Source organism: Enterobacter sp. HNDS-6, from assembly GCF_039850505.1.
Lineage (GTDB): Bacteria > Pseudomonadota > Gammaproteobacteria > Enterobacterales > Enterobacteriaceae > Enterobacter > Enterobacter kobei.
Genome location: NZ_CP156673.1, coordinates 2,446,831 through 2,460,213 on the forward strand (window position 1 = coordinate 2,446,831; position 13,383 = coordinate 2,460,213).

General features: G+C 57.9%; 15 protein-coding genes. 13 read left to right on the forward strand and 2 right to left on the reverse strand.

Translation table 11 applies throughout. The features are described 5' to 3' along the window. Window positions 1-21 precede the first annotated feature (21 nt). Window positions 22-1,395 carry a UDP-N-acetylmuramate:L-alanyl-gamma-D-glutamyl-meso-diaminopimelate ligase gene (gene mpl / locus ABFI50_RS11450; protein WP_014882278.1) on the forward strand — a complete coding sequence of 458 codons (1,374 nt, stop codon included), beginning with the start codon at window positions 22-24 and terminating at the stop codon, window positions 1,393-1,395. A 102-nt stretch (window positions 1,396-1,497) separates the two neighbouring features. On the opposite strand, the gene yjgA is transcribed toward mpl, so the two are convergent. Beyond that, window positions 1,498-2,049: a ribosome biogenesis factor YjgA gene (gene yjgA / locus ABFI50_RS11455; RefSeq protein ID WP_014882279.1), complete on the reverse strand. Its 552-nt coding sequence runs from the start codon at window positions 2,047-2,049 to the stop codon at window positions 1,498-1,500. A gap of 95 nt (window positions 2,050-2,144) precedes the next feature. On the opposite strand from yjgA, the gene pmbA reads away from it, so the two are divergent. The 12 genes from pmbA to ABFI50_RS11515 all read left to right on the forward strand — a co-directional run bounded on the left by pmbA (window position 2,145) and on the right by ABFI50_RS11515 (window position 12,809). Further along, on the forward strand, window positions 2,145-3,497 hold the full coding sequence (pmbA, locus tag ABFI50_RS11460; RefSeq protein ID WP_023336694.1) for a metalloprotease PmbA: 1,353 nt from the start codon (window positions 2,145-2,147) through the stop codon (window positions 3,495-3,497). A 38-nt stretch (window positions 3,498-3,535) separates the two neighbouring features. Further along, window positions 3,536-3,922, forward strand: a complete 387-nt coding sequence (gene cybC, locus ABFI50_RS11465; protein ID WP_014882281.1) for a cytochrome b562 — start codon at window positions 3,536-3,538, stop codon at window positions 3,920-3,922. 317 nt (window positions 3,923-4,239) lie between these two features. Then, entirely contained in the window at window positions 4,240-4,578 is a 339-nt protein-coding gene (locus ABFI50_RS11470) for a glycine dehydrogenase (protein WP_086527803.1), read from the forward strand. 10 nt (window positions 4,579-4,588) lie between these two features. Next, the gene (locus ABFI50_RS11475) at window positions 4,589-4,951 is read left to right on the forward strand and encodes an SFCGS family glycine-rich protein (protein ID WP_006179053.1); all 363 of its coding nucleotides are present in this window, start codon (window positions 4,589-4,591) and stop codon (window positions 4,949-4,951) included. A gap of 2 nt (window positions 4,952-4,953) precedes the next feature. Next, window positions 4,954-5,253, forward strand: coding sequence for a DUF4312 family protein (locus tag ABFI50_RS11480; protein WP_008501409.1), 300 nt, complete (start codon window positions 4,954-4,956; stop codon window positions 5,251-5,253). 22 nt (window positions 5,254-5,275) lie between these two features. Continuing rightward, a complete protein-coding gene (locus ABFI50_RS11485) occupies window positions 5,276-6,052 on the forward strand; it encodes a DUF4311 domain-containing protein (protein WP_008501408.1) in 777 nt (258 codons plus the stop codon). A gap of 13 nt (window positions 6,053-6,065) precedes the next feature. Next, window positions 6,066-6,707 (forward strand): DUF4310 family protein, encoded by a 642-nt coding sequence (locus ABFI50_RS11490; RefSeq protein WP_003856081.1) that lies wholly within the window; start codon window positions 6,066-6,068, stop codon window positions 6,705-6,707. 42 nt (window positions 6,708-6,749) lie between these two features. Continuing rightward, complete coding sequence (locus tag ABFI50_RS11495) at window positions 6,750-7,883, forward strand: amidohydrolase/deacetylase family metallohydrolase (protein WP_063434359.1); 1,134 nt, start codon at window positions 6,750-6,752, stop codon at window positions 7,881-7,883. Further along, complete coding sequence (locus tag ABFI50_RS11500) at window positions 7,867-8,985, forward strand: DgaE family pyridoxal phosphate-dependent ammonia lyase (protein WP_347484040.1); 1,119 nt, start codon at window positions 7,867-7,869, stop codon at window positions 8,983-8,985. The genes ABFI50_RS11495 and ABFI50_RS11500 overlap by 17 nt, the downstream gene beginning before the upstream one ends. Further along, on the forward strand, window positions 8,982-9,725 hold the full coding sequence (locus ABFI50_RS11505; protein WP_023331886.1) for a KDGP aldolase family protein: 744 nt from the start codon (window positions 8,982-8,984) through the stop codon (window positions 9,723-9,725). Before ABFI50_RS11500 ends, ABFI50_RS11505 begins: the two co-directional genes overlap by 4 nt. 17 nt (window positions 9,726-9,742) lie before the next feature. Then, on the forward strand, window positions 9,743-10,879 hold the full coding sequence (locus ABFI50_RS11510; RefSeq protein WP_047625269.1) for a lactonase family protein: 1,137 nt from the start codon (window positions 9,743-9,745) through the stop codon (window positions 10,877-10,879). Window positions 10,880-10,898: 19 nt separating this feature from the next. Further along, window positions 10,899-12,809, forward strand: a complete 1,911-nt coding sequence (locus tag ABFI50_RS11515; RefSeq protein ID WP_023338955.1) for a PRD domain-containing protein — start codon at window positions 10,899-10,901, stop codon at window positions 12,807-12,809. A 32-nt stretch (window positions 12,810-12,841) separates the two neighbouring features. On the opposite strand, the gene nrdG is transcribed toward ABFI50_RS11515, so the two are convergent. Continuing rightward, window positions 12,842-13,306 carry an anaerobic ribonucleoside-triphosphate reductase-activating protein gene (nrdG, locus tag ABFI50_RS11520; protein ID WP_047027145.1) on the reverse strand — a complete coding sequence of 155 codons (465 nt, stop codon included), beginning with the start codon at window positions 13,304-13,306 and terminating at the stop codon, window positions 12,842-12,844. Between the last annotated feature and the right edge of the window lie 77 nt (window positions 13,307-13,383).

Below are 13,383 nucleotides of genomic sequence, written 5' to 3' on the forward strand. Positions count from 1 at the left end.
ATTGAAGAAGGATAGTGACGTATGCGCATTCATATATTGGGGATTTGTGGCACTTTCATGGGCGGGCTGGCAATGCTGGCGCGCTCGCTGGGCCATGAAGTGACAGGTTCGGACGCCAATGTGTATCCGCCGATGAGCACGCTTCTGGAGAAGCAGGGTATCTCTCTGATTCAGGGCTACGATGCCAGCCAGCTGGATCCCGAGCCGGATCTGGTCATTATTGGCAATGCCATGACCCGCGGCAATCCGTGCGTTGAAGCGGTGCTGGAGCGCAATATTCCATTCATGTCCGGCCCGCAATGGCTGCATGATTTCGTCCTGCGTGACCGCTGGGTGGTTGCCGTTGCGGGTACCCACGGCAAAACCACCACCGCCGGCATGGCGACCTGGATCCTCGAAGCCTGTGGCTACAAGCCGGGCTTTGTGATCGGCGGCGTGCCGGGTAACTTCGACGTTTCTGCGCGTCTGGGCGATAGCCCATTCTTTGTCATTGAAGCGGATGAATACGACTGCGCGTTCTTCGACAAACGCTCCAAGTTTGTCCATTACTGCCCGCGCACGCTGATCCTCAACAACCTTGAGTTCGATCACGCGGATATTTTTGACGACCTGAAAGCGATTCAGAAGCAGTTCCACCACCTGGTGCGCATCGTGCCGGGGCAGGGCCGTATCATCCTGCCGGAGAATGACATTAACCTGAAGCAGACTCTGGCGATGGGCTGCTGGAGCGAGCAGGAGCTGGTGGGCGAGCAGGGTCACTGGCAGGCGAAGAAACTCAACGCGGATGCCTCCGAGTGGGAAGTGTTGCTCGACGGCGAAAAAGTGGGTGAGGTGAAGTGGGGCCTGGTGGGCGAACACAACATGCACAACGGCCTGATGGCGATTGCAGCAGCGCGTCATGTCGGCGTTCTGCCTGCGGATGCCGCCAATGCGCTGGGCACGTTTATCAATGCCCGCCGCCGTCTGGAACTGCGCGGTGAAGCGAATGGCGTGACGGTGTATGACGATTTTGCACACCACCCAACGGCTATTCTGGCGACGCTTGCCGCGTTGCGTGGCAAGGTCGGCGGCACCGCGCGCATTCTGGCCGTGCTGGAACCGCGCTCGAACACCATGAAAATGGGCATCTGCAAAGACGATCTGGCCCCGTCGTTAGGCCGTGCCGATGAAGTCTTCCTGCTGCAGCCGCAGCATATTCCGTGGCAGGTGGCGGAAGTGGCCGATGCGTGCATTCAGCCTGCCCACTGGAGTGCGGATGTGGATGCGCTCGCGGATATGGTGGTCAAAGCCGCACAGCCTGGCGACCATATTCTGGTGATGAGCAACGGCGGGTTTGGTGGGATCCATCAGAAGCTGCTGGACGGTCTGGCGAAAAAGGCCGAGGCCGCAGAGTAAAAAAAAGCCCGGTGGCGCTAGCGCTTACCGGGCCTGGATTTTGCACGGCCTTGTAGGCCGGATAAGGCGTTTACGCCGCCATCCGGCGCAAAACCGCACAGATTACCCTTCGTTCTCAGACAGCTCGCGCAGATACTGGAAAATCAGACGCGCAGACTTCGGTGGTTTATTCCCTTCTTTCTCTTTCTTCGCGTTGCGGATCAAAGAGCGCAGCTGCTGACGGTCGGCATTCGGCCACAGGTTCAGCACTTCCGGTACCGCATCATCGCCCTGTTCAATCAGACGATCGCGGATCTGCTCCAGCTTATGGAACAGCGCAACCTGCTGGTTGTGGCGGTTTTTCAATTTATCCAGCGCCTGGCGGATCGGATCTACGTCGCGCTGACGCAGCATTTTCCCGATAAGCTGAAGCTGGCGACGACGGCCTTCTTTTTTGATTTTCTGTGCCAGTTCAATGGCATCTCGCAGATCCTGGTCGAGCGGGATTTTGTCCAGCGCGTTTTTACCCAGTTCTACCATTTCTGCGCCAAGCTGTTTTAACTCTTCGGCGTCGCGTTTAATTTCACTTTTACTGACCCAGATGATCTCATCATCTTCGTCTTCGATGTCATCACCGGGAACGTCGTCGAGCCAGTCTTCGGGCTGCTTAGTCATGTCAGGCTCCTTAAAAAAAGAGGCTAATGTTACCAGTTAAGACGCGCACTGAAAAACGGTTCTCTGTTAGACTTCATTTAACTCTCTCTTACAGTATGGCATTTGCGATGAAAGTAACCTCACAAGTTGAAGCGCAGCGTAAGATTCTGGAAGAAGCCGTCTCCACCGCGCTGATGCTTGCTTCAGAAAAATCAGATGGCGCCGAAGTGGCGGTCAGCAAAACCACCGGTATCAGCGTGAGCACCCGCTATGGCGAAGTGGAGAACGTAGAATTCAATAGCGATGGCGCGCTTGGGATCACGGTGTATCACCAGAATCGCAAAGGCAGCGCGTCGTCTACCGATCTCAGCCCGGATGCCATTGCCCGCACGGTGCAGGCGGCGCTGGATATCGCCCGATACACCTCGCCGGATCCTTACGCCGGCGTGGCCGATAAAGAGCTGCTGGCCTTTGACGCGCCGGATCTTGATCTCTTCCACCCGGCAGAAGTCACCCCGGATGAAGCCATCGAGCTGGCCGCGCGTGCCGAGCAGGCTTCCCTGCAGGCCGACAAGCGCATCACCAATACCGAAGGCGGCAGCTTCAACAGCCACTACGGCATCAAAGTTTTCGGCAACAGCCACGGCATGCTGCAGGGCTACTGCTCCACCCGTCACTCGCTCTCCAGCTGCGTCATCGCCGAAGAGAACGGTGACATGGAGCGTGACTACGCCTACACCATTGGCCGCGCGCTGGGGGATTTGCAGTCGCCGGAGTGGGTGGGCAAAGAGTGTGCCGAACGCACGCTGTCTCGCCTGTCGCCGCGTAAACTCTCTACCATGAAAGCCCCGGTGATTTTTGCCAATGAAGTGGCAACCGGTCTGTTTGGTCATCTGGTGGGCGCTATCGCCGGTGGCTCCGTTTACCGTAAATCCACCTTCCTGCTCGACTCGCTGGGCAAGCAGATCCTGCCGGAATGGCTGACCATTGAAGAACACCCGCATCTGCTGAAAGGGCTGGCCTCTACGCCGTTCGACAGCGAAGGGGTGCGCACGGAACGCCGCGATATCGTTAAGGATGGCATTCTGACCCAGTGGCTGCTGACCAACTACTCCGCGCGCAAGCTGGGGCTGAAAAGTACTGGTCACGCGGGCGGTATCCATAACTGGCGTATTGCCGGGCAGGGCCTGAACTTTGAGCAGATGCTGAAAGAGATGGGCACCGGTCTGGTGGTAACCGAACTGATGGGCCAGGGCGTCAGCGGCATCACCGGAGACTATTCTCGCGGGGCGGCGGGCTTCTGGGTCGAAAACGGTGAAATTCAGTATCCGGTGAGCGAAATCACCATCGCCGGCAACCTGAAGGACATGTGGCGCAACATCGTTACGGTCGGTAACGATATTGAAACACGTAGCAATATACAGTGTGGTTCTGTACTGCTGCCCGAGATGAAAATTGCGGGTCAATAAAGATAGCGTTTTGTTAATAATAAAAAAGGAAGTGAGCAATGCGTAAACATCTGTTAGCGATCGTCGCGGCTTCAACGCTGGTTCTTGGCTCTTCTGCGTTTGCTGCCGATCTTGAAGAAGACATGGGCATCCTCGGGCAAAACCTGAAGGTGGTGCAAAAGACGGACAATGCGGCGGAAATGAAAGACGCCCTGACCAAAATGCGTGAAGCGGCGCTGGACGCCCAAAAAGCGACACCGCCGAAGCTGGAAAGCAAAGCGGCTGACAGCGCAGAGATGAAAGACTATCGCCACGGCTTTGACGTGCTGGTCGGCCAGATTGACGGCGCGCTGAAGCTGGCCAACGAAGGCAAAGTCAAAGAAGCCCAGGCGGCGGCCGAGCAGTTCGTGACGACCCGCAACACGTATCACAAGAAATACCGTTAACCGATCGCGCATCGGACCAACACCCAACGGGAGCCAGTGGCTCCCGTTTTTTTTTGCGTGGTGATAAGTAAACCCTATCGCCATCACATTTTTGCATTACCACGCCTGAACGTTTTCGTTGCCTCTGTCCGCCTTTGACCGCTGGAATCAGTGATATTCATCACGTAAATGCATTGATTTGACCGCATTCACCGTATTTATGTGGCACAGATCACTGCCGCGGCTTGCCTTTCCACTTCGAAGTGGAAAACAACTCGCTACAAACCCTTCCTCCCCACCGTTAGTTTTATTCCAGAGCCATTAACGGGGTAAGACGAGTGATTAACGGAGCGGTAATGAACGACGTTGGGGAACAGGCGGTGCAAACAGAACAGCTCGCGAACACCATGCTACAGCAGGTCTATGCCCTGCTGGCCCGGCACAACATCATCCCCAACGCAGTACAGGAGCAAATGCTCACCTCCCACGTTCGCGCCATGGCGCACCGGTCCGTGACCGGCGAGCCGCTGCCGGAGGTTGAAGCAGAGCTGTTTGACGAAATTTCACCGGATTCAATGCGGCTTGCCCGTGAAGTGGTGGCGCAGTTTGGCAACCTTCCTGATGAAGAGGCCTGGCTGCTCTCCGTTCACTTTGAAGTCGCGAAAGACAACCTTTAAGGAGCAACACATGGAACAGATTACAGTCGTGATTGGCGATCGCCTGGGTAAAGGTCAGAAAGTGGCGGCCGGGGTGGAAAAAGCAGGTGGACGCGCGGTGGTTGTGCCGGGCATGGCAGCGGATATGAAGCTCGGCGACGTTATGAAAGCGGAAAACGCCACCTTCGGCATCTCCTTCTGCGGCAGCGGCGGCGCGGGCGCGATTACCGCGCAAACCAAGTATGGCTACAAAGCCAAATACGGCATGCGTTCGGTGGATGAAGGCGTCACCGCCATCAACGAAGGCTGCAACGTGCTGGGCTTTGGCTTTATGGACAAAGAAGAGCTGGGCGAGCGTCTGGTGCAGGCGTGGCAGAAGAAACACGGCGCATAAGCATGAAAGAACAGTTCACAACCACGGTGAGAGTGAAGGGGAAGGGCGACGCCAAAGCGCGCGCCTTTGCCGACGCGCTCAACCACGTTCAGGCCGCGGTGATGAAAGCCTCACCGCATATCTTACTGCGTATTGAGCCACAGGATGTGCAGGTCGTTCAGGCGCAAGAAGCGGTGCGTAAAGAAGCGTTTCTGTTCTTCTTTTTGCGCCGGGAAAGACGCACCTACAGCGTGGAGCTGGATGTGACCGTCAACGTGACCGCCATCAATCTCGATCGGGTGGACTTCGTCACGCAACGCTGATTATTCATAAAAGGGCAGACTGATGTTCTTAATTATATTAATAAAATCGCTCATTATCGGCGGCCTGGTAGGCGTCGGTGTTGGGGCCGGGGCTGCACGCATGTTTCATGCGCCTACCACTCAGGGTATGGGCGCGTTTCGTACGTTGGGGGAACTGAACTCCTGCGAAGGGGATCCCGCTTCTCACTTCTCCTTTGGGTTAGGTTTCTTCTTTAACGCCTGGGCCTCTTCCGTGGCTGCGGGTGCTTTCACACAGGACGTTGACCACCGCATCATCCCGAACTGGGGCGCGGCGGCGCTGATGATCAAAAACCGTAACGTCGGCGAAACGCTGCACGATCCGCGCAAAATGGCGATTGCCTGTGGCGTGATCGGCATGATCGTCGTGACTTTCCTTAACCTGACGGCCTCCTCCGTACCGGCTGCGCTTCAGGTCACCGCCGTGAAGGTGCTGGTGCCCGCTGCGAACCTGCTGGTCAACACCGTGATGCCGGTGATCTTCTGGCTGGCGGCCATCGACGCCGGTAAAAAATCGGGCTTCTGGGCCACCATCTTTGGCGGCGCGGCACAGCTGATCATGGGTAACGCCGTACCGGGCCTGGTGCTGGGGATCCTGATCGGTAAAGGCGTTGAAGAGAGCGGCTGGAACCACGTCACCAAAGTGATGATGGCGGCGATCGTTCTGCTCTTCGTGCTGAGCGGCTTCTTCCGCGGCTTCGACATGAAGATGATCGAATCCTTCCATCTGACAGTGCCGAACTGGCTCGACATGATCCACAACTCGCTCAGCGGTAAATAACAGGAGCCTCGACATGGAACAGAATAAAGGTTTTTGGTATGCCGACTGGTCGTTCCCGATCTTCGTTGGCCTGCTCTCCTCCGGCGTGTTCGCCGGGACGCACATGTACTACCTCTACGGCATCGGCGCGTTTAACGAAGTGGCCTTCGTGGCGATGCTGAAAGCGGGGATTGATACCGGGGTCTACGGTGCGGTGGCGGCATTCGGCGCAAGCTTCCTGTTCGCCCGCATCATTGAAGGCTCACTGGTGGGTATTCTCGACATCGGCGGTGCGATTCAGACCGGCGTCGGGCTCGGCGTGCCGGCGCTGCTGTTGGGGGCGGGGATCATGTTCCCGGTGACGAACTTTATTGCCTCGCTGATTACCGGCCTGGTGATTGGCTTGGCGATTGGCTACGTCATCATCCTGGCGCGTAAGTTCACCATCAACCAGAGCAACTCCACATACGGGGCTGACGTGATGATGGGCGCGGGTAACGCCTCAGGCCGCTTCCTCGGGCCGTTGATTATCCTCAGCGCCATGACCGCCTCTATTCCTATCGGCGTCGGTTCGCTGGTGGGCGCGCTGCTGTTCTACATCTGGCAGAAGCCGATCACCGGTGGCGCCATCCTCGGTGCAATGATTTTGGGCTGGCTGTTCCCGGTCGCCCTTTAATACCCGCGGGCGCTCAGGCGCCCGCCTTATCAGGAGAACCCCATGTTTGATTTACTCCTGCGCCGCGCGCGCCTCGCCGACGATACCCTGACCGATATCGCCATTCAGGATGGGAAAATCGCCGCGCTGGGCGACATTGACGCTCCCGCCCGTAAAACGGTTGAGCTGAACGGTGATGTGTTCGTCAGCGCAGGCTGGATTGACTCTCACGTCCACTGCTACCCGAACTCGCCGATTTATCACGACGAGCCGGACAGCGTAGGGATTGCCACGGGCGTCACCACCGTGGTGGATGCCGGCAGTACCGGGGCAAATGACGTGGATGATTTCTATGAAATTACCCGCAAGGCCGCCACCGAGGTGTTTGCCCTGCTGAACATCTCCCGCGTCGGGCTGATTGCCCAGAACGAACTGGCCAATATGGCGAATATTGATGCCGATGCCGTGAAGCAGGCAGTAAAACGCCACCCTGATTTTATCGTCGGCCTGAAAGCGCGCATGAGCAGCAGCGTGGTCGGTGAAAACGGCATTACGCCACTGGAGCGCGCGAAAGCCATCCAGAGCGAGAACGGCGATCTGCCGCTGATGGTGCACATCGGCAACAACCCGCCGAACCTCGACGAAATCGCCGAACTGCTCAGTTCCGGCGACATCATCACCCACTGCTACAACGGCAAACCCAACCGTATTTTGACGCCCTCCGGCGAGCTGCGCGCCTCCATCACCTCCGCCCTGAAGCGCGGCGTGCGTCTGGACGTGGGGCACGGTACGGCGAGCTTCAGCTTTGAGGTGGCGAAACGCGCCATCGCGATGGGCATTCTGCCGCACACCATCAGCTCGGATATCTACTGCCGTAACCGGATTAACGGCCCGGTCGGGTCGCTTGCAAGCGTGATGTCGAAGTTTCTCGCCATCGGCATGTCTTTGCCGCAGGTCATTGACTGCGTCACCGCCAACGCCGCGGACGGTCTGCGCCTGACGCGTAAAGGCCGCATCCAGCCCGGCCTCGACGCCGACCTGACGCTGTTCACGATTAAACGCCAGCCAACGGTGCTGACGGATGCCGAAAACGACAGCCTGCAGGCTGAACATATTCTGGTGCCGCTTGCCGCGATCCGCGCGGGCAAGGGCTACATGACCGAACAAGGGAGCACGGAACATGCCTTCGATTTATGAGAAGTACCACTTAAAGCAAGTTATCAACACCTCGGGCCGCATGACGGCGCTGGGCGTTTCCACGCCGCGCCCGGAAGTGGTGCAGGCGGCAATGGACGGCATGAATCACTATTTTGAGATGAAGGACCTGGTCAACAAAACCGGGGAATACATCGCGAAGCTTCTTGATGTGGAGGGCGCGACGGTGGTCTCCTGCGCGTCGGCAGGCATTGCCCAGTCCGTAGCGGCAGTGCTGGTCAAAGACAGCGACTGGCTGCTGGAAAACCTGCACGTGACTCCGATTGCGAACAACGAGATTGTCCTGCCGAAAGGCCACAACGTTAACTTTGGCGCGCCGGTGGGCACCATGGTCGCGCTGGGCGGCGGAAAACTGGTCGAAGCGGGCTATGCCAACGAATGTTCCGCCGATCAGCTGGCGGCGGCGATCACCCCGCGCACGGCGGCGATCCTCTATATCAAATCTCACCACTGCGTGCAGAAAAGCATGCTCAGCGTCGAGCAGGCGGCAGTAATCGCACGTAAACACGATCTGCCGCTGATCGTCGATGCCGCAGCGGAAGAAGATCTGCATGTTTACTACCGTTCCGGCGCGGATCTGGTGATCTACAGCGGTGCGAAGGCGATCGAAGGGCCAACCAGCGGGCTGGTGATCGGCAAAACCCAGTACATTGAGTGGGTGAAACGCCAGACGGCAGGTATTGGCCGCGCGATGAAGGTGGGTAAAGAGGGCATTCTCGGCCTGACCTGCGCCATCGAACACTACCTCACGGCAACCAAAGAGAGCGGTGCCGAGATGGTGGCGAAGATGACGCCGTTTATCGACGCGCTTAACACCCTGAACGGCGTCACCGCGCGCGTAGTCTGGGACAGCGCCGGGCGCGATATTGCCCGCACCGAGATTAAATTTGACGAAGCGACCACCGGCGTGGGCACCGGTGACCTGGTGAATAAGCTCAAGCAGGGTGAATACGCCATCTATTTCCGTGGCTACAAGGCCAACGAAGGGATTATCGAAGCGGACGTGCGCAGCGTAAATGCTGACCAGCTGAACATCGTGTACCGCCGCATTAGCGAAGTGTTAGGACAGGAGAAAAAGGCATGAAACTGACCCCCAATTTTTACCGTGACCGCGTCTGCCTGAACGTGCTGGCAGGTTCGAAGGCCAATGCCAGCGCCATTTACGAGGCGGCGGAAGGCCATGTGCTGGTGGGCGTGCTCTCCAAAAATTACCCGGACGTGGCAAGCGCGGTGGCGGATATGCGCGAGTACGCGGCGCTGATTGATAACGCGCTTTCCGTGGGACTGGGCGCGGGCGACCCGAACCAGTCGGCGATGGTCAGTGAAATCTCCCGTCAGGTACAGCCGCAGCACGTCAACCAGGTCTTTACCGGCGTGGCGACCAGCCGCGCGCTGCTGGGGCAGAACGACTCTGTGGTGAACGGTCTGGTCTCACCGACCGGCACCGTCGGTATGGTGAAAATTTCCACCGGTCCGCTGAGCAGCACGGCACCGGACGGTATCGTCCCGGTGGAAACCGCGATTGCCCTGCTGAAAGATTTTGGCGGCAGCTCGATCAAATATTTCCCGATGGGCGGCCTTAAGTGTCGTGACGAATACCAGGCGGTAGCGGAAGCCTGCGCCCGTCACGACTTCTGGCTGGAACCGACCGGTGGGATCGATCTGGAAAACTTTGAGGCGATCCTGCAGATCGCCCTCGACGCGGGCGTGAGCAAGATCATCCCGCATATCTATAGCTCGATTATCGACAAGGCCAGCGGTGATACGCGTCCGGAAGATGTGCGTACGCTGCTTGAGATGACGAAGAAACTGGTTAAGTCATAACACCCAAAGGAGCCACCATGCACACCCGTAACCTGCTTGTTGCTTCACTCTCTTTGCTTGCTACCGCCGCCGTCGCGCAAACCCAGTATGCCTGGGTCGGCACCTACAACCCCAACGGCGAAGGGCTGTACCGTTTTACCGTTGACGCGCAAACCGGCGCGCTAGGCAACAAAACGCTGGTGAGCAAACTGCCGAACGCCGCGCAGTTTGCCGTCTCACACGACGGCAAAACGCTCTATCTGGCAAGCGAAGTGGAGCAGGGAGTGGTGCAGGCGCTGCGGGTGGAAGATAACGGCGAGCTGAGCGAGTTGAATCAGGTGGCCTCCGGCGGCGCGGGGCCGGTTTATCTTTCGCTGACGCCGAATGGCCAGCATCTGTTGGTGGCCAACTACGTCAGCGGATCGATTGCCGTTTTGCCGGTCAAAGCAGACGGCAGCCTGGGAGATGCCACGGATAAACATCAGGATCAGGGCGAACCGGGTGCAGCAAAACCAGAAGCCGCTGTAGAGGGCAGTTTTGCTATCAGCGATCACAACGGCCCTCATGCGCACATGATCGCCGCCGATCCGAGCGGGAAGTATGTGTTTTCGACCGATCTGGGGTTAGATCGCATCTATCAGTACCGTTTTGACGATCGAAGCGGAAAGCTGACCCCCAACGATCCGCCGTTTATCAGCGCCTCCTCGAAAGGGGCCGGACCTCGCCATTTCGTCTTTACGCCGAAAGGGGATGCCCTGTGGCTGATTAACGAAGAGGCCTCAACGCTCACCCATTATACCGTGAATGCCAACGGCACCCTGAAAGCGGGTAAAACACTCTCTGCCCTGCCAAAAGGGTACAAAGGCACCAGTTTTGCTGCCGGGCTGGCGTTAAGCGCCGACGGTAAACAGCTGTATGTGGCTAACCGTTTGCATAACAGCATCGGGCACTTTACCGTAACAGCAGAAGGCACGCTGAGGCATCAGGATGACGTGTGGACGCGTGGCGACTACCCGCGCACCCTGACGCTCGATAAACAAGGACGCTGGCTGTACGTTATGAACCAGCGCAGCGATAACATTACCCGTTTTCGCGTGGCGCAGGATGGGAAGTTGAGCTTCGAGCCAGACTATACGCCGGTCGGCAGCCCATCCCAGATGGTCATTTCACCCTAAGCCGTAAGAGGACAACGACGTGCGATTTCCGAACCAACGTTTAGCGCAACTTTTCGATCTGTTGCAAAACGAGACGCTGCCGCAGGACGAGCTGGCGCAGCGGCTGTCGGTCTCCACGCGAACCGTCCGTGCTGACATCACCGCCCTGAACGCGCTGCTGGCGAGCCACGGGGCGCAGTTTATTCTGAGCCGTGGAAATGGCTATCAGCTTAAAATTGACGACGCCGCGCGTTATCAGCAGCTCCAGGCCTCCCATCCGCGCGCGCTGCGTATTCCCCGTACGGGCGCGGAGCGCGTGCATTATCTGGTGGTGCGTTTTCTGACGTCGGCGTTTTCGCTTAAGCTGGAGGACCTTGCGGACGAGTGGTTTGTCAGCCGCGCCACGCTGCAAAGCGACATGGCGGAAGTGCGCGAGTGTTTTCATCGCTATAACCTGACGCTGGAAACCCGTCCACGCCATGGGATGAAGCTGTTTGGCAGCGAAATGTCGGTTCGCGCCTGCCTGACCGATCTGCTCTGGGAGCTGGCGCAGCAGGACAGCCTGAACCCGCTGGTGACGGACGTCGCGCTCAATGCGGGCGTGGCGGAAAAGATGGTACCAGTGCTGCACGACGCGCTGACGCGTCACCACATTCGCCTGACGGACGAAGGGGAGTTGTTCCTGCGCCTGTACTGCGCGGTATCAGTGCGACGCATCAGCGAAGGCTATCCGCTGCCGGAATTCCATGCGGAGGATGTGGAGGAGAACGTGCGGGAAGCGGCGAAAGATATTGCTGTGGCCATTCAGGAACTGGCGGGCAAAGCGCTTGCACCCTCGGAGGAGAACTGGCTCTGCGTGCACATCGCTGCGCGGCAGATCCAGGAGATCGCCCCAAGCGCCATTAACGCCGATGACGAAGAGGCGCTGGTGAACTACATCCTGCGCTACATCAACACCCACTACAACTACAACCTGCTCAGCGACGCGCAGCTGCACGCGGATCTGCTCACGCACATCAAGACGATGATCACCCGCGTGCGGTATCAAATCATGATCCCCAATCCGCTGCTGGATAACATCAAGCAGCACTACCCGATGGCCTGGGACATGACCCTGGCGGCGGTATCGAACTGGGGCAAATACACGCCGTATGCGATCAGCGAAAACGAAATTGGTTTCCTGGTGCTGCACATTGGCGTCGGGCTGGAGCGTCACTACAACATTGGCTACCAGCGCCAGCCGCGCGTGCTGCTGGTCTGTGACGCCGGTAATGCGATGGTGCGTATGATTGAGGCGGTACTCCAGCGTAAATACCCGCAGATTGAGGTCACGCGCACGCTCACGCTGCGCGAGTACGAGCAGGTGGAATCGCTCAGCGAGGACTTTGTTATCGCTACCGCGCGCGTCAGTGAAAAAGCAAAACCGGTAGTGATGATCGCACCGTTTCCGACTGATTATCAGCTGGAGCAGATTGGCAAGCTGGTGCTGGTAGACCGCACCCGCCCGTGGATGCTGGATAAATACTTCGACGCCGCCCATTTCCGCATCATCGACGCGCCGATTGACCAGCAAACGCTGTTCCGCGAGCTGTGCGAACAGCTTGAAGGGGAGGGGTTTGTGGGGACGGCGTTTCTGGAGTCGGTGGTTGAACGTGAAGCCATCGTCAGCACCATGCTCGGTGACGGCATTGCGCTTCCGCACTCCCTCGGTCTGCTTGCCCAGAAAACCGTGGTCTACACCGTACTCGCCCCGCAGGGGATTGCGTGGGGTGACGAAACCGCGCACGTGATTTTCCTGCTCGCCATCAGCAAAAGCGAGTATGAAGAGGCGATGGCGATCTACGATATCTTCGTCACCTTCCTGCGCGAGCGCGCCATGGCGCGGCTCTGTAGCTGCGGCGATTTTGCCGAGTTTAAAACGGTGGCGATGGAGAGTTTGAGTCGGTTTTGAGAAAAAGGCGGATAAATAATATCCGCTTTTAATTAACGCAAATGATGCACAACCTGGTTACTGCTGCCGCGCCAGATCAGCGCGGGGTCTTTTAAATCCTGAACGAACTTGCCGTCGACCAGCACGTTAATCAACTCCACCACTTCCATCTGAGCAGCATTCAGTTCATCCAGCCTGTAACCCGTCCAGACCCAGATATCCTTTCCTGCGCACTCGCGGCGAATGCGTTTTATCAGATTAAGGATCTCCGGCACGTTTTGCGGGTGAAGAGGATCGCCGCCGGAGAGCGAAATTCCCTGTCGTTTGATGCGCGTATCGTTGAGATCGTTAATGATCCGGTCTGCCATTTCCGCGGTAAACGGCATACCGGAATTTAAGCGCCAGGTGCTTTTGTTATAGCAACCCGGGCACTCGTGGACGCAGCCTGACACGAAAAGGGTGCAGCGGGTGCCGGGTCCGTTGACGATATCAACGGGGTAGTATTGATGGTAATTCATAGCGTTAACCTGATGCCCTCACCCCGGCCCTCTCCCACAGGGAGAGGGAGAAAACCGGAGCCGGGCTCAACAATATG

Bases quoted from the DNA above. Each gene is read 5' to 3' on its own strand.
- mpl (WP_014882278.1), top strand. From the start codon at position 22: ATGCGCATTCATATATTGGGGATTTGTGGCACTTTCATGGGCGGGCTG.
- yjgA (WP_014882279.1), bottom strand. From the start codon at position 2,049: ATGACTAAGCAGCCCGAAGACTGGCTCGACGACGTTCCCGGTGATGAC.
- pmbA (WP_023336694.1), top strand. From the start codon at position 2,145: ATGGCATTTGCGATGAAAGTAACCTCACAAGTTGAAGCGCAGCGTAAG.
- cybC (WP_014882281.1), top strand. From the start codon at position 3,536: ATGCGTAAACATCTGTTAGCGATCGTCGCGGCTTCAACGCTGGTTCTT.
- ABFI50_RS11475 (WP_006179053.1), top strand. From the start codon at position 4,589: ATGGAACAGATTACAGTCGTGATTGGCGATCGCCTGGGTAAAGGTCAG.
- ABFI50_RS11480 (WP_008501409.1), top strand. From the start codon at position 4,954: ATGAAAGAACAGTTCACAACCACGGTGAGAGTGAAGGGGAAGGGCGAC.
- ABFI50_RS11485 (WP_008501408.1), top strand. From the start codon at position 5,276: ATGTTCTTAATTATATTAATAAAATCGCTCATTATCGGCGGCCTGGTA.
- ABFI50_RS11490 (WP_003856081.1), top strand. From the start codon at position 6,066: ATGGAACAGAATAAAGGTTTTTGGTATGCCGACTGGTCGTTCCCGATC.
- ABFI50_RS11495 (WP_063434359.1), top strand. From the start codon at position 6,750: ATGTTTGATTTACTCCTGCGCCGCGCGCGCCTCGCCGACGATACCCTG.
- ABFI50_RS11500 (WP_347484040.1), top strand. From the start codon at position 7,867: ATGCCTTCGATTTATGAGAAGTACCACTTAAAGCAAGTTATCAACACC.
- ABFI50_RS11505 (WP_023331886.1), top strand. From the start codon at position 8,982: ATGAAACTGACCCCCAATTTTTACCGTGACCGCGTCTGCCTGAACGTG.
- ABFI50_RS11510 (WP_047625269.1), top strand. From the start codon at position 9,743: ATGCACACCCGTAACCTGCTTGTTGCTTCACTCTCTTTGCTTGCTACC.
- nrdG (WP_047027145.1), bottom strand. From the start codon at position 13,306: ATGAATTACCATCAATACTACCCCGTTGATATCGTCAACGGACCCGGC.